We start from the raw sequence: 20,826 nt of genomic DNA, 5'->3' as shown, positions 1-20,826 counted from the left end.
GCGCTGGATAACTTCCGGCATAACAACGATAATCCGCCGGACCCGCCGGACAGCGCTATTCCAGAGCCGGGCACGGGGGTGCTGGTGTTGGCCGCGCTGGTGGGGCGGCGTTTCTTCCGAAGGGGCGCGGCGGGATGAGAGGGCGTGGCGGAATGCCCGGGTCTGGATCGGGGTGTTGTTCGCGGGATGGGCGGAGAAGGGGCCGCCGTACGCGGTGAACCTGGTGGCGGCGGGGCCGTCCCGCCGGAAGAACAGCGTGAGCCGGTGTTCCTGGATATCACCCCGCGGTTTTTCAATCCCCCCTGGAGCGTCCCGGCCGCCATCCGGGGCGGAAAGAAACACGCACTATGAACACAACCGGACCACACGCGGACGCAGGCGGACAGAAGAGGGGTATGCCGGGGCCGTCTTCGGATACTTCGCGGCAAAGGGCCGAGTGGCCGCACGACCTGCGCGACTCGCTGACCATGGCCAGGGGATTCCTTTGTGTCCTGGGGCGCCCATTAAACGGGCAGGGGGTGGTGTCCGAGACCCGCGAGCCGGAAATTAACGAGAACCTGCGCGCTGTGGAGCAAAGCCTGCCAAGCTGTACGGAGAAGACGGGGTCCTTGAACCTCCGGGCGCCAAAGAAGTGTAAAGTCCGGGAGCGGCTTTCCCTGACCCAGATTCTCCAGGAGCTGTCGGAGGTTGTCTCGTCCTGGGCCAAATACAAGGGTGTGGATGTATGGGTCGTCCTGGAACCGAAGGATGTGCATGTACAAGGCGACCGGCTCGAGTTGGCGCGAGCGCTGCAGAATCTTCTGATCAATGCGGTGGATGCCTACATGGGCCGCGCGGGCGAAGTGACCATCCACCTGAAGCGGGACCAGGAACTGGCCGTGGTGCGCGTCATGGACAGCGGGCGCGGGATGGACGCTGAAGTACCGCCACGCGCCCTTGAACCGTCCTTTACCTGCGGCAATGCAGAAGGGAGTGGCCTGGGGATGGGCATCGTGCAGCGCATTGTGCGGGAACACGGCGGCTGCCTGGAATGGACCCACCGAACAGGATTCGGCACCACCGTCACCCTTCGATTGCCGATCTGCAGTGGATAAGAACTGCAGATGCGTTGGACCTCTTTGCCCCATCGATCGGCCCCCTTCCCGCGTTTGGTGCCGGGTGGCCATGGAGGCCCACGTTTCCGCGATGCACGACGCGCAAGAAGGACGGCAACCCCGGTTGCCGCCAGGGATTTGGCGCAAGAAGGGGTGATTTCCTCGTTGATCTCCCTCCTGGCCGCTACATCGGGGTGCGTGGTCTTCATCCGCGCGCGGACTTTTTTCCAGGAGGCTTCGCCACCGGCCAGCGTGCGCTCGCCAGAATCCGGGCGGGCGGTCGCGTTTGCATGCGCAGGCGGCGTGTCGGTTCTCTTCAACGCCGGATCGCGCTTCTCCTGCTCTTTTTTTTAAACTGCAGCCAGGCGTCCCGCCCGTACGGCCATGGCATCCGCTTCCTGGGCCCGCAACACCGGGTAGCCGATTTCGAAGCGCTTCGATTCTGCCTCGGCCTTGTTCTCTGTTTCCAGGATCGGGATATGTTTCAGCCGCCACACATGGCCTCGGCGGCAGAGGGGCCTGCGGCGAAGCCGTTTTGTCATCGCGTCACTCGATTCTTTTGAGTACTTATATATGGCAGGATGACGAATAGGCTAGGAACTTGTCAGGGACATTAAAGCAGAAGATATTGAAAACAGTGCTCCATCCTTTGATTGGTAATCGGTGGGCCCCCGGTTCGAATCCGGGAGCTGGCTCCAGAAGGGCGGCGCGGCCTTGAGTCCTGTCCGGAGAACCGGCGGCGCGGTGATCACCATCATCCTCTGCCTGCTTTGCCTCGGCATCGGCTTTGCCGCCGGGTACCTCGTCCGCCGTTGGGAAGCCTCTGGGTCGTCGGCCATGCCGGCGCGCTGCCTGCGGGTGGTGGACACGGATACCATCGTCATTCACTGGCTGTACGGCACCAACAAGGTGCGCATGGCCGGCATCGACGCGCCCGAGAAAAAGGAGAACAAGAAGCTCCGGGAACAGGCCGAGATGCTGAAGATCAAGCCCGCGGCCCTGCTCCAGATCAGCCAGGTCGTTATCCGCCAGATGGACATCATGCTGACCGGGAAGGACGTGAAGATCGTGTTCCCCCGGGGCAAGGTGGAATACGATTCCTTCGGCCGCGTGCTGGCCTACATCGAGGTCGGCGGCAAGGATATCTGCGAGATGCTGATACGCAACGGGCTGGTGTACCCGCGACCGGAGCCGCATCCCCGCAAGGAGCGCTATGCCCAGGTCAACGCGGAAGCGAAGGCCCAGCGCAAGGGCATCTATGGCCTGTCCGCCGCGAAATGAACGCGCTCCCGGCGCCGCAGCCGGCTTCGGTGACGCCGGCGTTCAGCCCGCGTCCACGATCGAAGGCGTGTAATCCTGCGGCGGTTCGTAGCCCAGCAGCTTCAGGCACGTCGCGGCCAGGCTGCTGATGCCGAGCCCGCCGGCCTGCGCCGCCGCGGACAACCGGACGCATGACGCGCCCGACGGATCGTAGATGTAGCAGGGAACCGGGTTGAGCGAGTGGGCCGTGCGCTGCTTCGGCTGGCCGGTGCGCGGATCCATGACCACCGCGCCGGTCTTCTTGTCGTGCTCGTACATGTCGTCCGCGTTGCCGTGGTCGGCCGTGGCGATGAGAATCCCGCCGGCCCTCTCCACGGCCCGCATGACCCGGCCCAGGCCCAGGTCCACGGTTTCGACGGCGATCCGCACGGCCTGCGTTACGCCGGTGTGGCCCACCATGTCGCCGTTGGCGTAGTTCAACCGGATGAAGCGGTACTTGTTGCGCTTCCGCTCGATGGCCTCGATCACCTTGTCCGTGATCTCCGCCGCTTTCATCCACGGCCGCTCCTCGAACGGGACGCGGTCGGAAGGCACCTCGACGTAGGTTTCCAGTTTGTCGTCGAACTGGCCGGACCGGTTGCCGTTGAAGAAGTAGGTCACGTGCCCGAACTTCTGCGTCTCGCTGATGGCGAGCTGCCGGACCCCGGTGACGGCGAGGTATTCGCCCATCGTCCGGTCGATGCCCGGCGGCGGGACGAGGAACCGATGCGGGATGCCCGTGTCGCCGTCGTACTGCATCATCCCGGCGTACAGCACGTCCGGCCGCGGGGAGCGGTCGAACCGGACGAAGGAGTTCTCCTCGAAGGCCCGGCTGATCTCGATGGCCCGGTCGCCGCGGAAGTTGAAGAAGATCACGCTGTCGCCGTCGCGGACCGGGCCGACCGGCTGCCCGTCCCGGGTGATCACGAAGGGAGGAAGGTCCTGGTCAATGATGGCCGGGTTCTCCGCGCGGGCGGCCTCGATCGCCGCGCGCGCCGACGGGAAGGCCGGGCCCTCGCCGCGGACGTGTATGTCCCAGCCTCGCTTGACCATGTCCCAGTCCGCCTCGTAACGGTCCATCGTGATCTTCATGCGGCCGCCGCCGGAGGCGATGGCGAAATCCACGGTCCCGTCGGTGTTGAGTTCCTTCAGGAAGGCCTCCAGCCGGTCGACGTACACCAGCGCGGACTGGGGCGGCACGTCGCGCCCGTCGAGCAGGAGGTGGACGCGCGCCGTTTTCACGCCGGCGGCCCTGGCCTCGCGCAGCATGGCCTCGAGATGGTTGATGTGGCTGTGCACGTTGCCGTCGGAGAAGAGGCCGAGGAAATGCAGCGCGGATGACCGTTCGACGCAGCGGGCGACGAGTTCCTTCCAGGCCGCGCCATCGAATAGCGCGCGGCTCTCGATGGCCTTGTTGACGAGGCTGGCGCCCTGGTCGAACACCCGGCCGCAGCCGATGGCGTTGTGCCCGATCTCGCTGTTGCCCATGTCCTCGTCGCTGGGCATGCCGACCGCCACGCCGTGGGCCTTGAGCCGGGTGAACACCGCGTGGGCGCGGAGCCAGTCCATGTGCGGCGTAGAGGCCGCCCGGACGAAGTCGCCTTCTTCGTATCGGCCGATGCCGATGCCGTCCATGATCATGAGGACCACCGGGCCTTTGGGGCCCCGGTAGCCGTCGAGCGATTTCAGGCTTTCCATGGCTGATTCTCCGGGTTGCGGCGCGCCGCGCCGCGCGGCCGCGCCTTCAGGGCCGCTCAATATGCCCCGTCCGGCGGGTTCGCGCAAGGGCCGATTCGGAGCAGGTTGACGCCTCCCGCGTTGTCGGGTAGCTTGGCGGCATGAGCGATGAGCGGCTGGAAGAGCACGTAGAGGCCGTGCGGGCCCGCCTAATGCAGGTGATGACCGGTACGGCCGTCGGTCCGCTGGTGGCCGGCTACCGCCGGCTGCTGGTCCAGGGCAAGATGTTGCGCAGCCGCTTGGCGTGGCGGGTGGGCGCGGCACTCCACGCGGACCCCGAGTTTCTCATCGACGCCTGTTGCGCCATCGAAATGATTCACGCCGCCAGCCTGCTGCATGACGACGTCATTGACGGCGGCCACCTTCGCCGCGGTCTGCCGGCTTTCTGGGTGGAGCAAGGCATCCCCGGCGCGATCCTGCTGGGCGACCTGATGCTGCTACTGGCGCTGCGGTTGCTGTCCGCTCCCGCCCGGGGGAACCTGTTGCAGGAAGCGATCCGTCTGACCGCCCATGTCTGCGAGGCGGAATCGGAGCAGGAGCTGATGCGGCGCGGTGCGCCTTCCACCTGGGAAGCGTGCGTGGATATCGCCCGGCGCAAGACGGGGGCCTTGTTTGCCCTGTCGGCCGTGGCCGGGGCGGGTTCCGATCCGGCGCTCCGGGACGCCCTGCGCGAGAGCGGCTACCTGGTGGGCACGGCGTACCAACTGGCCGACGACTTCCTGGATGTCCAGGGCGATCCGGAAACCGCCGGCAAGACCCTGGGCAGCGACGCGGGCCGGAACAAGGCGACGGCCTTCCGGGCCGCGACGGAGTCCGGCGTCGATGTGCCCCGCTACCTCGAGACCCTGCTCGGACGCTCGATCGAGACGCTGGCCGGTTGGCCGGCGGCCAAGGAAGCCTGGGCCCGGTACGTGGAGCAGGACCTCCGGCCCGTCCTCGATCACAACTTGCGGTGCGATGCGGCATTGTAAATGCCGTCGCGGCGGACTTGATCGGCGGCGATATTCCGGGTATATATGTATTTTTAGGGAAAATCCTATGCGTTGGGCTCGCGGAAAAAGCTGGGTGATGTGGGTGATCGTGCTCACGGTCCTGGTCGTGGCCGGCGCGCTAGGGCATGTGGTATACCGCGCCTCCCGGGTCTGGTCCGTGGGCGCCGATTTCCAGGACCGGATCCGCTACCTGGTCGAAACCGGCCAGACGATCGGCGAAAAGCCGGCCACGGAAACGTTCTCCGTGGATTACCTCCAGACCATCTTCGGCGACAATCCCGAACTGCTCGATCAACTGAAAAAAGTCGTGCAGCAGGGGATGGCCCAGGACTCCACGCTGACGGCCGGCGAGATCACGGCCCTGCTGGTGACCTACCATCTCGAGGACGACGGGACGGTGTCCGACGTGATCGTCCACGCCGTCGGGGGATTCCCGGCGGCCCGCAAGCGCCCGGGCTTCCACCGTCACGGTTATTTCTTCCAGCAGATCGACAGCGACCTGTGGACGTTGGGCAACCTGGCCATCGGGTTTCTCGGGCGCGACATCATCGTGTTCGGCGCCGACGAGGCGGCCACGGAGCGGCAGCGCCAGATCCTGGACTCCATATTCTCCGGCGAGATCATGATGCTGGTGGCCCACCTCCAGGAGCCCCTGTACTTCAGTCTCGTGCTGCCGGACCCCCGCCAGGCCGTGCCCCCGCAGTTGCGCAACCACGTGCAGGCCGTGGTGGTCAAGGGATACCTGGCGCACAACGACGGGCGCTGCGACATCCTGGTGCTGACCCCCTCCGCCCGTTCCTCGCGATACGCGCTCAACCTTTTCGCCGACATGAAGACGGCAGCGGAAGCGGGCCTGCGGACGAAGTGGGGCGGCGTGAAGAGGAAGGATCAATACGGTTTTGACAAGTACGACTGGTGGGCGGTTGAAATGGTCAAAACGCTCGAGCAGGCGACGCTGGAGCAGGAGTTTAGCATCATTCGCATGAGTTCCACGTTCGACCGGGTGATGATCAACGCGATTCTCAAGTCCATCGAGCGCATGAGCCGCGACCTCGTGGGCATGCAGGGCATCGAGGACGAGCGGTTGGATCCGCGCCTGGTCGATGCCCGCTTGAGGAATTCCAGTCCCGAATTGCCGACCACGTATCCGCTGCATTACTGGAGTGCCCAGCACGAATGGGGCCCGGATTGGCCCATTCCCGCCACCACCAATCTGCCCCCGCTCGGTTCGGAAACCGCGACGCCGGCTCCCAGTGAGACGCCGGCGGCGCCTGCGGCCGCGGCGCCGGAAGGGGCCCCGGCGCCAGGCGCTCCATAAGCCAGACGCCTGCCCGCCCTGTTTTTCCCTGTTGGTTAAGGTTGCACTCCATGCGGGGTTGCACTAGTATGAATCACTTTTTGCAAGTGTGGACCGTCCGCAATTACGCCTGTTGCGGAACGGGAGACTGTAATTTATTGGCATGAGCGTGCACCGGATAGAACGCTGTCTTCGCAGCGCGAGAGGGTGGGTTATGCTCATCTTCTCCCTGTATTCGTCGGCCGGTCTGGCCGCGCCGGCGGAGTACACGGTCCGGCAGATCTCCAACGAGAATTTCTTCAACCGCGATCCCGTCATTTCTGAAACTGGATTCGCGGCCTGGTCCGCGTATATCTCGACGGACGGAGAGGAGAGCGCGTCCGAAATTCACCTCTTCGAGAACGGGCAGCAGCGCTCGCTGACCGGCGGCAATGTCCCGGCCGGGACCACGCACTACCGGCCCACCGTCTACAGCAATTGGGTGGCGTGGATCGGGAGTTACGCCATGCCGAAAGCGGACGAGTACAACTGGGTGCTGAAAGAGGTGCCGGATGCTGTCCGGGATGTGCCGTACGAGGAACTGGTGGCCATTCCCCAGTTCATGGCCACCAATAAGATGCCGCAGGGCGTCGAAACGAATGGCCCGGTCGCTGAAGTTCCTGCGGAGCCCGTCCCCGCGCTTGAGGCCGAGCCGCTCGAAGGCTCCAAAGAAACGGCCCCGGATGCCGTGCGCCGGCATCCCAGCGGGGAAATGGAGCCTGTCGTCTGGTTTGGCGACGAGATCAAGCGGATCAACTTTGATTCGCGAAACGACTATAGCGTCAGCCTGTGGGGCCGCACGCTGGCCTGGCAGAAAGCCAAGGGGTTCCCGTTCGGCTGGGAAATCATGGTCTGGAATGACGGCAACATGTACCAGTTGACCACCAATTTCTTCTACGACATGTCGCCCCAGGTCCAGGGGACGCAGATCGCGTGGTACGGCTGGGACGGCAACGACTACGAGATTTACCTCCACGACTTCGCCGCCGGCACGACGCTCCAGGTCACCAGCAACCGGTACGACGATGTCTCGCCCGTGATCTGGGACGGGCAGATTGCCTGGGAGGCCTATCCCGGCGCCGACGCGGAGGTGTACCTGTGGAAGGATGGGCGATTCCAGCGCTTGAGCGACAACCCCTGGGATGACACCAACCCTCGCATCTGGAACGGCAAGGTGGTCTGGCAGGGCTTCGACGGGGACGATTTCGAGATCTACCTCTTCGACGGGACGAAGACCGTCAAACTCACGAGCAACCGCCACGACGACGTGAATCCCGACATCCGCGACGGCCTCATCTGCTGGATGGCCTACTACGACAACTGGGACTCGGAAATCTTCGCCTGGGACCTGGAAACGGGGGATTATATCGCCATGGTCAACGAGGAGGGGCAGGTGGGGTCGACCCCCGGCCGCTTGAGTTACAACGAGGTCGAGGACCGCGAGCCCCGCACGGCGGGCCGCCGCGTGATCTGGCAGGTGCAACAGGAGGGGAAGTCCCAGATCATGCTCGCCGAACCCCGGTAGCCGGGGGATCGAGCGGGGAGGGCGCGGGGTTGCACCCGCGCCTTTTTCATACCCAGTAACGCCGGTCCAGGGAGCGGTACTGGATCGCCTCCGACACGTGCGGGGTCCGCAGCACGTCCGATCCTTCGAGGTCAGCGATGGTTCGCGCGACTTTCAGGATCCGGTCGTAGGTCCGGGCGCTGAAATGCAGTTCGGCGAGGGCCATTTTCAGAAGGTGCTGGGCCTCCTCCTCGACAGGGCAATGCTTGTGGATGTCGCGTGGCCGCATCATGGCGTTGCAGTACACGCGCTTCAAGCCCTCGAAACGCCGCCGCTGGATGTCCCGCGCGCGCAGGATGCGCCCGCGGATCGCGGCGGACGGCTCCCCCGGCTCCGCGCGGGACAGCTCCGTGTAGGCGACGGCCGGCACCTCGACGTGGATGTCGATCCGGTCCAGCAGCGGGCCGGAGATCCGGCGGCGATAGCGCTCGATCTGGATCGGGCTGCAGCGGCATTCCTTCCGCGTGTCGCCGAAGAAGCCGCACGGGCAGGGGTTCATGGCGGCGATCAGCATGAAGCGCGACGGGAAGGTCACGCTGGCCGCCGCGCGGGATATCGTGACGTGCCCGTCCTCCAGCGGCTGGCGCAGGACCTCGAGCACGTTGCGGTGAAATTCCGGCAACTCGTCAAGGAAAAGCACCCCATTATGCGACAGGCTGACCTCGCCCGGCATGGGATGCGAGCCCCCGCCCAGCAGGCCCGCGTCCGACACCGTGTGGTGCGGGGCCCGGAACGGACGCTGGACCACCAGCGCCTGGTGCGGGGCCAGGACGCCCGCGATGCTGTGGATCTTGGTCGTTTCCAGGGCCTCGTCCAGGGTCATCGGCGGCAGGATCGACGGGACGCGCCGCGCGAGCATGGTCTTGCCCGTGCCCGGCGGGCCCAGGGTCAGGATGTTGTGGCCGCCCGCCACGGCCACCTCGAAGGCGCGCTTGGCCGACTCCTGGCCCTTGACCTCCGCGAAATCCTCTTCGCCGTGCGCCGCCTCGTCGAAAATCGCCCGCGCGTCCAAGCGATGGGGCTCCAGGGCCAGCGTGCCGGCGAGAAAATCGGCCGCCTGCCGGAGCGTCCGGACCGGGTAGACCGGCAGGCCTTCCACGACGGCGGCTTCCTCGGCGTTGTCCTCCGGCACCATCATGCCCCGGCACCCGGAAGCCCGGGCCTCGATGGCGATCGGCAGCACGCCCCGGACCCGCCGGATCTCGCCGCTCAAGGCCAGTTCGCCCAGCACGCAGAGCCCGTCCAGGCGCTCCTGGCCGAGTTCCTCTTCGGCCACCAGCATGCCCAGCGCAATGGGCAGATCGAAGCTTGGGCCCTCCTTTTTCACGTCGGCCGGCGCCAGGTTGATCGTCGTCCGGCCCCGCGGCGGCATGAAGCCGGAATTGATCAGGGCGGTGTGCACCCGGTCCTTGCTCTCCTTGACGGCGGTGTCCGGCAGGCCCACGATGATGGTGGCGGGGTCGCCCCGCCCGGCGTGGACCTCGATTTCCACGGCGAAGGCCTCCACGCCGAACACGGCTCCGGACCTGATCCTGGCCAGCATGCGGTGGTTGCTCCCTGTCTACTGGGTTTTTGCGGATTGAGGCCCGAGGGATTGCAGCCAATCCCTCAACTCCGTGTTCCCCTCCAGGTGCCGGGCGTAACGGTGTCCTTCCGCGATCCACGCGCCGATTTGCCGGGCCTGCCTGGGCGGCAGCGGTCGCGCGGTGTCCCGGGCATCGGTGAAGCGGTTCAGGCCCGCGTAGGCGCAGATCAGCGCGAAGGCGGATTCAGTATCCGCGGGGTCTTGCCGGCGCGCCTTTTCCAGCGCCGCCGCGGCCAGGTCGAACCGGCCCTCCTCCAGCAGCAGTTGCCCATACCGGCCCTGCACGCCGGGAAAATCCGGATACTCTTTTTCCAATCGGTCGAATTCGTCGAGGGCGCGGGCCTTTTCGCCGAGGTGATAGAGCGCCAGGGCGAGATCGCGCCGGGCTTCCGGGACCCGCAACCCGGCGCTCATGGCCGTTTCCAGGCTTTCCCGGAGATCCGCCCATTGCTGCGCGTCCCGCGCCGCGAGCGCGCGGGTCAGCGCTTCCTTCACAGCGGCCATGCGCCCTGCCCAGTCGGGCGTGGTTTCGGCGCCCGGCTCCGCAGGCGGGGCGCCCAGCGCCAGGAGCACCACGGACTCGAAAGCCAGGTGGCCCATCCGGTCGGGAAGTAGTTCGGCATCGATCTCGATCCAGTCGGCGATCCGTATCACGGAGGTGAGCGGCAGGTCCTTTAGAAGACCCTGCGCGCGGGCGCGGCGGCCTTTCATCAGGTGTATGCAGGCCAACTGATAGCGCGCCGGCAGCGTGTCGGGATCCAGTTCCAGCGCCCGGGCCAGGGCCTGTTCCGCCCGGTCAAACCGGTCCAACTGGAAGAAGACGTCTCCCCAGCGGGCGAACACCCATGCGTTGGTCGGGTACAGTTCCGACAGGCGGGCCCAGTAGCTCTCCGCCATCGCGTACTGGCCGCGCTCGGTGTACAGGTCGGCCGCCCACCGCAACAGCGTGGGATGATCCGGCACCATGCTCAAGGCCTGCTGCACTTCCAGGCTGGCCCCGTCCAGGTCTTTTTTCTGGAGCAGGTACTCCGTCTCCTCGGCATGGAAGCGCGCGATGTCGTTCAGGTTGGTCCAGTTCGTGGAGAATTCGGGCGGTTCGCTTTCCGCCGGCGCGGCCGGTCCGCCCGCCAGGAGAATCGCCGCCGCTGCCCACGCCTTGCCGATCGGGAAGTTCATGCCTTCTCCCCCTTTTCTTAACATGACCCGGCCCCCTCGGCGAGCCCTCTTTTCCGGCATTGCGCGTCCTCTTTCCGCGGGGCATGATAGGGGCTGAATAGAAGGACATCCCCGGCGTCTAAACCGGGTGGAGGACAGAACCATGAAAAAATATGCGATCGCGGCAGTGCTGATGATGATGCCCGTCCTGGTCGGCTGGGCGGAACCCGTGAAAGTGGCCGTCCTGGATTTCGAGGACCGTACCGGGCAGGCCTCCGATGCGCTCCTCGGCGGCGCCATCAAGTCCGGCGCCCTGGCCGACAAGGGGCTCGACCTGCTCGGCCGGCGCCTGCTCGACGCCGGGACCTTCGTGCTCGTGGACCGGCGCGACTTCATCAACCAGATCGACCAGCTCAAGCCCACCGACATGGGCCGGCCGACCCCGACCAAGCCGTCCTTCCTGCACGCGGCCCAGGCGCTCAACATGGACGTGGTCCTGCGCGGCAGCCTGTTGAGCTTCTCCCCCGGCAAGCAGGTCGTCCGCCAGGGCGGCTACGAGACCGAGTTTGTCACCCTCTCGCTCCGCGTGAGCGTCCAGGCCGTCGACCCCGTCGACGGCACGGTGATCGCCATGGCCGACGGCGCCGCCTCCGGCCAGTTCCGCCAGACCGCCGAGCACTTCACGACGCTCTCCGAGGATGACGCCCTGGGCCTGCTGGACAAGGCCATCGAGCAGGTGGTGCCGGAACTGCAGTCCCGGCTCGAGCAGCGCGAGGCCGCGCAGGCCGCCCGGCCGCGCGTGAAGATCAGCGTCCGGAGTTCCGCCGACCCGGCCCTGGTCGAAATCGACGGCCTTCTCGTCGGCAGCACCCCGCTGGAGAACTTCGAGGTCTACAAGGGCGACCACGTCCTGACCGTCGGCAAACCCGGCCACCGCGACATCACGAAGCGGATCCTGCTCGAGCAGGACTCCGCCATCGAGGTGCCCATGATGCGCACGGAGATGTCCGCCGAGGAATGGAAGGACATCCTCGAGAAGGTGCGGATGAACGTCGTCATCGGCGAGCCGGGGATCGTCATCACCCCGCTGGCGGAATAACGAACCCGCGCCAACTTCAAGGAGGCCGGTTTTCCAATGCCTGGAAAACCGGCCCTCGTTTTTTCCAATGCTTGGAAAGCCCGGGCCGACGGCTACAGCTTGCCGCCGCGCTCGAGGATCGAGATCACTTCCCCGATCTTGCGCCGGATATTTTCTTTCGAGCCGCCCTGCAGGGCCTCGGACACGCAGTGCTCCATGTGCTTGCGCAGGATCTTCCGGCCGACGGCCTGCAGGGCCGCGCAGACGGCCTGGACCTGCGTGATGATGTCCACGCAGTAGGCGCCCTCCTCGACCATGCGCCGCACGCCCCGCAACTGGCCTTCAATCCGCGCCAGCCGGGCCAGGTTTTCCTCGTGGGTGGTTTTGTGCTTCGTCTTCATCGGAGTCCTCCCTGGATGGTTCGGCCGGCCGCCGCGGCATCAGCCGGGGCGCGAGCAGCACGGCGAGCAGGATGATGGCGGCGGCCTGCCGTACGGCGGCGGGCAGCATGGCGTGGTCCGCGTGCAGGGCCGGCAGGCCGCCGACCGTGAACAGCCCGTCCAGGAGCAGCCAGCCCCCGAGCGCGGTGGCGACGATGGTCCCGAGGTAGAGCGCCGCCGCCCGCCCGCCGAGCAGCTTGCGCAGGGTCAGCAGGGTCGCCGCGTTGGTCGCGGGGCCGGTGACGAGAAACGCGAACGCCGCGCCCGGCGACACGCCCTTGGCGATCAGGGCCGCCGCGATCGGGACCGAGGCCGTGGCGCACACGTAGAGCGGAATGCCCAGCGCCATCATCGCCAGGACCTGCAGCGGCCCCGGCTTCAGGACGTCGGCGAAAAAAGTCTCCGGCAGCAGGGCGGCGATCAAGCCGGCGAGCGCCAGGCCGACGAGCAGTTCCTTGCCGATATCGCGCGGCAGCGTGACGAACCCGTGTCGCAGGCCCTGGGCCAACCGCTGCAGGCCGCCGGCCGGCGCGCACCCGGCGCACGCGCAGTGTTCGGCGGCCGGGGGCTCGGTCGGGTTTCCGCCGAAGGCTTCCACGAGGTAGCCGCCGAGCAGGCCGGAGACGAACGCGGCGATCGGCCGGAACACCGCGAAGACCGGGCCGAGCAGGCTGTACGTGACCAGGAGGCTGTCCACGCCCGTCTGGGGCGTCGAGAGCAGGAACGCCGCCGTCGCCCCGCGGCTCGCGCCGTGCCGGCGGAGCGACGTGGCCACCGGGATCACGCTGCACGAGCACAGGGGCATGGGCACGCCCCAGAACGACGCCTTGACGATCGGGCCCAGGCCGCGCCCGCCCAGGTGGCGCTCGACCGTCCGGGCCGAGAGGACGAGGGACAGCAGGCCCGCGACGAAGAAGCCGAACAGCAGGTACGGCGCCATTTCCGCCAGCACCGCCCAGAACTCCGCCAGGATGCCGAGGGCCGTGTTCATGGCCTCAATATACCCCAAGGGGGTATAGAAGCAAGCCCGTGGGGCCATGATCCGCGCGTAAGAACCCTTGACCCTGATGATCTCGCGCCGCTCGCCCTCCAGACGAGGACCCTATCTGCATAGTATAGAGAGCGTTATGGAGGGCGAGCGTCCGCGCGAGCCGCAAGGGCAGCGCCGTGCGCAGGGATTGCGCAATCCTTACGCGCGCAGTTGGGCCTACCGGCGGCTCTTGACGTACTCCGCGATGGCCTGGAACTGGCTCTCGCCGTCGAGGCGCGCTTCCTTGAGCACGGCGGCGGCCTGGCCGCTGCCGAGGTAGTGCCCTCGCCGGAACGGGTAGAGCGTCCGCTCGCGGCCGGCCCGCGAGAGGATCCACCGGTACATCGTCGGCAGGGTGAAGCCGGTGATGCCCATGGCCTCGCGCGCGAGATCTTCCGGGAAGATCGCATCGCGCTCCGCGGCCGGGAGGGCGTCGAACAGCTCGGCGCTGGCGACGTAGAAGAGGTTCAGGTTGAAGCCTTCCTTGTCGATGAGGGGCAGGGCCTGCTCGGCGAAGGCGTACATGACGCCGCTCTCCTGCAGGACGATCGTGCCGTCGCTCTTCCGCTTCGGATCGGCGCGGCGCAGGGCGTAGACGCCTTTCGCGGCGTCTGTCGCCGGGGCGAATTTCAGCGCGGCGCGGTCGGGGACCGCCTCCACCGGCCGCGTGACGAACGGCGCGATCACCGCCGGGCGGGCGCGCAGGGCGGCGGCGACCAGCGGCCAGATTTCCGCCGGTTCCCAGGGCGTCAGGGTGATCATCGTGCCCTTGACGAAGTTTTCCTGGAACAGCTGGAGCGGCTGCGGGCAGGCATGGGTCGGCCCGTCCTCGCCGGTCTTGAGCCCGGCGTGGGCGCAGACGACGAAGAAGGGATGGAATTTGTAGTCGGGGAGCAGCTGCTGCCGCGACTGGCTGCCGATGGCGTGGAGGCGGGCGGCGATGTGCGACAGGGGCGCCATGAACGCGCCGTAGGACGAGCCCGCGCCCGTGTGCCAGCCGTAGGCCGCGACGCCGGAGAGCACGCCGGCGATCGCGTCCTCGCAGATGCCGCCGATGCTGACCAGCCGGGCGTCGGGATTCTTGCGGAAATCGAGGAAGCCTTCCGGGAAGCCCTTGCCGACGTTCGAGGTCGAGGTCGAGCCCATCAGGTCCGCCGCGGCGGCGAGGACCGCGCCGCCGGACTGGCGGTTGAGCCAGCCGAGGGCGTTGCCCAGCGCCTCGCGAATGGTGAGCTTGGCGCCCGGCTTCAGCTCGAGTTCCGCCGGCGCCTTGTTCGGGTCCACGACGTTCGGATCGAAGAGCACGCCGAGGCGCGGCGCGTTGGCGCGCGGCTGGCGCGCGCGCTTCTGCAGCCGCTCGCGGGAGGTGGCGAGGTTGTCGCCGAGGATCTGGATCTTGTCGCGGTTGGCCTCGAGGACCTCGCGGACGACCTTCAGCGCGTCCCAGTAGCAGGCCTCGATGGTGACCGGGTCCACGCCGGCGCATCGCTGGGCGTCGGACGGGCACAGCGGGAGGCGCGCGCCGACCTGGCCCAGGAGCGGGGCGATGGCGTTCTGGAAGCCCTCGGAGCAGAACTTGTGGCCGGCGCCGTGCGAGGCCTTGCCCTCGATGCCGTACTGCCAGCCCTTGACCGTCCGGTACACGATCGCCGTCGGCTGGCCGCTGGTGATGAACTCCAGGGCTCGCCGCTGGGCGAGGAGCACCATGCGGAAATCCTTGCCGTCCGGGACGTAGACCACGTTCCAGTCCTGCGCGTAGGCGAACTCGGCGGGGTCCCACTGGACGTAGTCGCCCGGATTTCCGTCCTCGCGGCAGACGCGGTTGCTGTCGATGGACGCCTGGTTCCAGTCGAGGTGCATGAACAGGTTTTTGAGGCCGGTCGTCGCGGCGCAGGCCATGACCTCGGAGACGCGGCCGGGGGTCATGCCGCCTTCGCCCTCGATCATGTGCACGCGCGGCGGGTCGTCGCGGTAGATGTCCATCGCGGCCAGCGCGAGGCCGGTGGTCGAGCAGTCGCCGACGCCCGAGGCGCCGGTGGAGAGCTTGAGGAAGGGCGTGGCCGGGGTGGGGTGGCCGTCGAGCGCCCGCGCGCCGAACTGCCGGAAGAGCGGCGTCTCGTTCACGGGATTGCGGCGGAAGCCCAGCAAGTCCTCGAGGCGGAACTGCATGTGGGGATTGGCCGGCAGCAGGTCCGGCCGGGCGACGCGGACGACCTCGTTGCGCAGGGCCCACAAGCCATACAGGCCCAGCGCCTTGTGGCCGGCCGCGTAGGAGATCAGGTCGGCGGTCGGCGACTCGGGGTCGGAGACGTCGTAGTCCATCGTGTGGAACATCAGCGACTGGACGATCCGGCCGGACGAAATGGATCCGCCGGGATGGCCGGAGCCGGGGACGAAGTTGTAGAGGATGGCCACGAGGGCCCGGTAGACCAGGTCGAAGAAATCGAAGGCGGCGAGTTCGGACGCGGCGATGGGGGGTTGGTCGCCGGCGCGCTCGGCCATATTGATCCAGACGGCTCGTTTGGAAATAGTCGATGACATGGGCATTCTCCGTTTTTTACCTTGTACAGTTTTCCCGCTTCTGCTGTAAACTGAAACATTACATAAATCAAGACAAGGGAGGCCACCATGGCTATAGCGAAGCGGATCGAGCGGCTGGGCACGGAGACGGCGTTCGCGGTGTCGGAGGATGCCCGGGCGTGGGCGGCGAAGGGGCACGACGTGTACCCGTTTCACCTGGGCGACATGAACATCCGCACGCCGCTGAACATCATCGAGGCGGCGAACAAGGCGATGCTGGACGGCAAGACGGGCTACTGCCCCGCGGCCGGCATCCCGGAACTGCGCGAGGTCATCGCGGCGGACCTGGGCAAGAACCGCGGCATCGCCTTCAAGATGGAGAACGTCTCCGTGCAACCCGGCGGCAAGCCGGTGATCGGCAAGTTCTTCCAGGCCCTGATGAACGAGGGCGACGAGGTGCTCTACCCGAACCCGGGCTACCCGATCTACGAGTCGCAGATCCAGTTCCTCGGCGGCGTCGCCGTCCCGTACGGCTACACGATGACGAAGAACGGCTTCGAGATCCAGCGCGACAAGCTCGAGGCGGCGGTCAACAAGCGCACGAAGTGCCTTGTGTACAACAACGGCCAGAACCCGCTGGGCGCGGAATCCAGCGACGAGGAGATGCAGTGGCTGGCCGATTTCTGCATGCGGCACAACCTGTGGGTGCTCGCGGACGAGCCCTACTTCCACACGCGCTACTCGGGCAAGAGTAAGAGCATCACCAGCCTGCCGGGCATGCAGGAGCGGTCGGTGATCCTGATGTCCTTCTCCAAGCGCTACGCCATGACCGGCTGGCGGCTCGGCGGCGCGCTGGGCCCGAAGGCCGTGATCGACGTCATCAACAAGCTCAACGTCAACCAGGAGTCCTGCTCCTGCCAGTTCATCCAGTACGCCGGCGTCGAGGCGCTCAAGGGCGACCAGTCCGGCGCGCTGGAGATCAACCGCGTGCTCAAGGAGCGGCGCGACGTGCTGGTGGCGGCCCTGCGCGGCATCAAGGGCGTCACGGTATACAACCCCGAGGTCACCTTCTACCTGTTCCCGGACGTCACCGAGGTCTTCCGGCGCCGCGGGTACACCGACCAGCAGAAGTTCCGCCTGGACACCCTGCGCGAAACGGGCATCTCCTTCTGCTCGCGCAGCCACTTCGGCAGGCCCCTGCCGGGCGAGGACCGGGTCTTCATCCGGTTCGCCTTCTCCGGCATCCACGTGGACCGCATCCGCGAGGGGCTGGCGAAGCTGAAGGCGTACTGGGAGTCCTGACCGGGTCAAAAAAAAGCTTCCCACGCCTCCCGCGAAAGCGCAGAATGCCCCCGTAAGAGGGAGGCTTCTATGAAATCGCTTTTCGCCGCAGGCCGGGCGTGGTGTGCGCTGGCCCTGCTCCTGCCGTCGTCCTCGCTCGCCCTGACCGTGGACAATTTCGACCGGGAGTCCGTCCGCGATTTCTATAACGACGTTTACCTCGCCCCCGACGCGCCGATCAACTGGACGGGCGACGACGACAACTGCATCGAGGGCACGACCTCGCAGGCCTTCAAGGACGACGTCCTGCTCCGCATCAATTACTTCCGGCGGATGGCCGGCCTGGCGGAGGTGACCTTCGATGCGGCGTACAACGCCCGTTGCCAGAAGGCGGCCCTGATCCGCAGCCGCTACACGGGGGACGAGAGCCCGCACTATCCCCAGCCCAGCTGGCCCTGCTACACGGCGGAGGGCGCGGCCGGCTGCGCCGAGTCCATCCTGTATCAAGGGTACTATGGCTGGACGGCGGTGAGCGAGTTCATGCGGGATCGCGGCAGCCCGGAGTGCGGGCATCGCCGGTGGCTCCTCTTTCCCAACAACCGGAAGATGGGCACGGGCGATATCCCGGACGCCGGCGCCACGCCCGCCTCGGCCATCCAGGCCTGGGACAGCCACAATGGCGAAGTCCCGCCGCCGCACGGCCTGGGCTACACCGCCTGGCCGCCGGCCGGGTATGTCCCATACCAGGTCGTGTACGCATACTGGTCGTTCGGCTACTACCAGGCGGATTTCAGCGGCGCGACGGTGACCATGACGAAGAACGGCAGCCCCATCTTCGTGACCCTGGAGACGCCGACCGCGTCCCCGGGCGAAGAAACGCTGGTCTGGCGGCCCGAAGGGCATCCCGACACGTACGTCTGGCCCAATCCCGGCGATGACGATGTGTACGCCGTGCAGATCAACAACGTGCTGATCGGCGGGTCGCCGCGCACCTTCAACTACACCGTCACCGTGATGGATCCCGCCGTCGCCGGCGCCGCGCCGCCGGCCCAGCCGACGGGCGTGCACGCGAGCAACGGGACGTATACCGATTCCGTCCTCGTGGAATGGAACACGCAGCAGGATGCCGACTACTACCAGGTGTGGTGCAATATTCAGAATACCCCGGAGGGGGCGCTGCTGGTCAAGGATCGCGACCTGGACGGCCAGTACTCCCATGCCGGCGCCTTGCCGGAGGTGATCTACTACTACTTCGTCCGCGCCGGAAACGCCGACGGGTTGAGCCCCTACAGCGTCGGCGACGAGGGCTGGGCCGCCCGCGCGCTGGAGCCGCCGGCCGCGCCGACGGGAGTCCAGGCCAGCGACGGGGCCTATACCGACCACGTAAAAGTGCAATGGAATCCCGTGGGCGGGGCGACGCGCCACCGGGTGTACCGCCACACGATCAACGATACGGGCGGCGCGACCACCGTCCGCACGACAGGCCCGAATTACGACACCATTGACGACGAATCCGCCGTGCCCGGCACGGTCTATTATTACTGGGTCCGCGCCGAGAACGAAGACGGCTGGGGCGACTACAGCACGCCGAACACGGGGTACGCCGCGGTCAGCGACCCGGCGCCCGAGCCGCCGGAAAACGTCCGGGCCACGGACGGGCTGTTCAACCACATCGTGTACGTGGCCTGGGACGCCGTGGAGGGCGCCACAAGGTACGAGGTCTGGAGGAGCGAACTGGTGACCCCGGACAGCGCCGACCTGCTGGACGGAGACGTGAACGGCACGGCCTACCAGGATTGGGATGCCATGCTGGGCACCATCTACTGGTACTGGATTCGGGCGACGGACGGCTCGAAGACGAGCGATTGGAGCCGGGGCGACTCCGGGTTCATGAATGTCTTCCGGCCGGCGGCCCCGACGGTTTTTGCCAGCCAGGGTTCCTTCCTCGATCGCATCCTGGTTCTCTGGCTGCCGACGGCGCGGACGACCGGCTACGAGGTCTGGCGCAGCGTCCAGCCCAACGGCGAGGGGGCCACGCACGTTACCAACGTGCCCGGTTCGCGGATCGGGTTCGGGGACCTGAATGTCGTGCCCGGCCAGACGAACTACTACTTCGTCCGGGCGACCAACGGGGTCATGCAGGGCAACTGGAGCGACGCGACGAAGGGCTACACGTCGTGGGCGCTCCTCGCGCCGTCCAACGTCGTGGCCACGGACGGCGCGCACGCCGACCGGGTCGTGGTGACCTGGGAGGCCGCGCCGGGCGTCTATTCCGTCTGGCGGAGCACGAACAACAGCATGGCCGGGGCCACCCGCATCGCGTACAACGAGCCCACCAAGTCGATCGCCGACGTGGGCATCACGCCGGGCCGGCTCTACTACTACCAGGTCACCGTGGTGGACAGCGGGATCACCAGCGCCTTCAGCGCCGTGGATTCCGGGTACGCGGAAAACAACCTGCCCCCGCCCGCGCCGATCGTCCTGGCCAGCCAGGGCCAGTATTCCAGCGTGTTTGTGAGCTGGGTCGGCCTGCCGGTGGCGGATCACTATGATGTCGCGCGGGGCGAGACCAACAATCCCGCCCTGGCCACGATCATTGAGAATGACACCACGCAGGTTGTTTACTACGACAACACCGCGCAGATCGACCGGGGCTATTACTATTTCGTCCGCGCGTACAACGAAAACGGCAACGGCGCGTGGAGCGCCGGGGCCTACGGGTACGTACTGGGCATGACCGAGGCGCTGCCCGTCGTGGATTCCGTGGCGTGGGACGCGGACTTCGGCGGGCCGGTCCTGGGCCTGGTCAACTTGAGCGCGGGGGCGACCAACGAAATCGAGGTCTCCACGGCGCTCGGGCCGGGGGCGAACTGGACCTCCTATGCCAAGATCATTCCCAGCGAGCCGGAATGCCAGTACTACGACCTCGGCCGCTGGCTCGGCCTCAACTCGTACACGGGCCTCTTCTACCGGGTGCGGTCGCGGTCGAAGTAGAGCCCCCGCGGCGCTTGGCGAGGCGGGACGCGGGTGTCCCGCCTCCGGGACTCATTCCGTCAGCCGCACCCGCGCCCGGTACAGGACGGCGGTCCCGAGCGGCTGCTCGGCCGAGTAGGAGCCGTCGTGGGTGCTGACGTAGGGCGCCCCGATGTTCGTCCACGCCGCCAGCGGGCCCGCGCTCGTTTCCAGCTGGTAGGTCCGGCCGGCCCGGGCGTCCCAACTCGCCCGCGACACGCCGCCCGTGGCCACCGACAAGCGCAGGAGGGCGAAGAAGGAAAGCGGATCGTTCAGCCGGGTTCCCGCGATGGCTTCGTCCAGGTCGCTCATCTCGTCCTCGTCCGTATCGGCCCGGAAGGGATTCCCCAGGAGCGCCAGCTCGTTGCTGGTGACGAGGCCGTCCCCGTCGGGATCGCCTGCGCCGTCCGCGTTCAGCCCGCCGAAGAAGGCCAGCTCGCCGAGGTCCGGCATGCCGTCGCCGTCCGTGTCCACGCTCGTGTCGTTCGCGGCGACGTGGATCGTGCCCGTCCGGCTGCCGTTCGCGTCGTACTGGTAATGCGCCGCGGCATTGGAACAGCCCATGGACCAGGCGGCCGTCACGAGGCGCCCGGAGTCGTCGTAGGTGTAGGCGACGCTCTCCTGCGCGGCCCGACTCGACGAAGCCAGGAGGATGAGCGTTGTCGTGGCCAGGCGGAGGCGTTGGATGGTGTTCATGGGTTCC

The 20,826-nt window shown here is 67.0% G+C and carries 16 protein-coding genes; 8 read left to right on the top strand and 8 right to left on the bottom strand.

Going from position 1 to position 20,826, the window contains the following annotated elements; all coding sequences use genetic code 11:
• Positions 1-395 precede the first annotated feature (395 nt).
• Positions 396-1,094: a HAMP domain-containing histidine kinase gene (locus KA248_12015; GenBank protein MBP7830632.1), complete on the top strand. Its 699-nt coding sequence runs from the start codon at positions 396-398 to the stop codon at positions 1,092-1,094.
• Positions 1,095-1,444: 350 nt separating this feature from the next.
• Here the strand turns inward: KA248_12015 and KA248_12010 are convergent, their stop codons facing one another.
• A complete protein-coding gene (locus KA248_12010) occupies positions 1,445-1,591 on the bottom strand; it encodes a hypothetical protein (GenBank protein MBP7830631.1) in 147 nt (48 codons plus the stop codon).
• A gap of 166 nt (positions 1,592-1,757) precedes the next feature.
• On the opposite strand from KA248_12010, the gene KA248_12005 reads away from it, so the two are divergent.
• A complete protein-coding gene (locus KA248_12005; protein ID MBP7830630.1) occupies positions 1,758-2,375 on the top strand; it encodes a thermonuclease family protein in 618 nt (205 codons plus the stop codon).
• Positions 2,376-2,417: 42 nt separating this feature from the next.
• On the opposite strand, the gene KA248_12000 is transcribed toward KA248_12005, so the two are convergent.
• Positions 2,418-4,091, bottom strand: coding sequence for a 2,3-bisphosphoglycerate-independent phosphoglycerate mutase (locus tag KA248_12000; protein ID MBP7830629.1), 1,674 nt, complete (start codon positions 4,089-4,091; stop codon positions 2,418-2,420).
• Between the two features lie 140 nt (positions 4,092-4,231).
• Between KA248_12000 and KA248_11995 the strand changes: the two genes are divergently transcribed.
• The 3 genes from KA248_11995 (at position 4,232) to KA248_11985 (ending at position 7,983) form a co-directional block, all read left to right on the top strand.
• Complete coding sequence (locus KA248_11995) at positions 4,232-5,101, top strand: polyprenyl synthetase family protein (protein ID MBP7830628.1); 870 nt, start codon at positions 4,232-4,234, stop codon at positions 5,099-5,101.
• Between the two features lie 67 nt (positions 5,102-5,168).
• Positions 5,169-6,440, top strand: coding sequence for a hypothetical protein (locus KA248_11990; GenBank protein ID MBP7830627.1), 1,272 nt, complete (start codon positions 5,169-5,171; stop codon positions 6,438-6,440).
• 193 nt (positions 6,441-6,633) lie between these two features.
• Positions 6,634-7,983: a hypothetical protein gene (locus tag KA248_11985; GenBank protein MBP7830626.1), complete on the top strand. Its 1,350-nt coding sequence runs from the start codon at positions 6,634-6,636 to the stop codon at positions 7,981-7,983.
• 46 nt (positions 7,984-8,029) lie between these two features.
• Here KA248_11985 and KA248_11980 read toward each other — a convergent pair whose 3' ends face one another.
• Entirely contained in the window at positions 8,030-9,565 is a 1,536-nt protein-coding gene (locus KA248_11980) for a YifB family Mg chelatase-like AAA ATPase (GenBank protein ID MBP7830625.1), read from the bottom strand.
• Between the two features lie 18 nt (positions 9,566-9,583).
• Complete coding sequence (locus KA248_11975; GenBank protein MBP7830624.1) at positions 9,584-10,783, bottom strand: tetratricopeptide repeat protein; 1,200 nt, start codon at positions 10,781-10,783, stop codon at positions 9,584-9,586.
• 142 nt (positions 10,784-10,925) lie between these two features.
• Between KA248_11975 and KA248_11970 the strand changes: the two genes are divergently transcribed.
• On the top strand, positions 10,926-11,861 hold the full coding sequence (locus KA248_11970; GenBank protein MBP7830623.1) for a PEGA domain-containing protein: 936 nt from the start codon (positions 10,926-10,928) through the stop codon (positions 11,859-11,861).
• Between the two features lie 92 nt (positions 11,862-11,953).
• Here KA248_11970 and KA248_11965 read toward each other — a convergent pair whose 3' ends face one another.
• The 3 genes from KA248_11965 to KA248_11955 all read right to left on the bottom strand — a co-directional run bounded on the left by KA248_11965 (position 11,954) and on the right by KA248_11955 (position 15,851).
• A complete protein-coding gene (locus KA248_11965) occupies positions 11,954-12,241 on the bottom strand; it encodes a metal-sensitive transcriptional regulator (GenBank protein MBP7830622.1) in 288 nt (95 codons plus the stop codon).
• Positions 12,183-13,271: a permease gene (locus tag KA248_11960; GenBank protein MBP7830621.1), complete on the bottom strand. Its 1,089-nt coding sequence runs from the start codon at positions 13,269-13,271 to the stop codon at positions 12,183-12,185. Before KA248_11960 ends, KA248_11965 begins: the two co-directional genes overlap by 59 nt.
• Positions 13,272-13,487: 216 nt before the next feature.
• Positions 13,488-15,851, bottom strand: coding sequence for a hypothetical protein (locus tag KA248_11955; protein MBP7830620.1), 2,364 nt, complete (start codon positions 15,849-15,851; stop codon positions 13,488-13,490).
• An 87-nt stretch (positions 15,852-15,938) separates the two neighbouring features.
• On the opposite strand from KA248_11955, the gene KA248_11950 reads away from it, so the two are divergent.
• On the top strand, positions 15,939-17,132 hold the full coding sequence (locus KA248_11950) for an aminotransferase class I/II-fold pyridoxal phosphate-dependent enzyme (GenBank protein MBP7830619.1): 1,194 nt from the start codon (positions 15,939-15,941) through the stop codon (positions 17,130-17,132).
• Positions 17,133-17,201: 69 nt separating this feature from the next.
• A complete protein-coding gene (locus KA248_11945) occupies positions 17,202-20,105 on the top strand; it encodes a hypothetical protein (GenBank protein ID MBP7830618.1) in 2,904 nt (967 codons plus the stop codon).
• 51 nt (positions 20,106-20,156) lie between these two features.
• On the opposite strand, the gene KA248_11940 is transcribed toward KA248_11945, so the two are convergent.
• Positions 20,157-20,819 carry a hypothetical protein gene (locus KA248_11940; protein MBP7830617.1) on the bottom strand — a complete coding sequence of 221 codons (663 nt, stop codon included), beginning with the start codon at positions 20,817-20,819 and terminating at the stop codon, positions 20,157-20,159.
• Positions 20,820-20,826: the final 7 nt, after the last annotated feature.

It is taken from the genome of Kiritimatiellia bacterium (assembly GCA_018001225.1).
Classification (GTDB): domain Bacteria; phylum Verrucomicrobiota; class Kiritimatiellia; order CAIQIC01; family JAGNIJ01; genus JAGNIJ01.
Note: the sequence above shows the minus strand (reverse complement) of the source record. Positions and strands in the feature narration are given on the sequence as shown.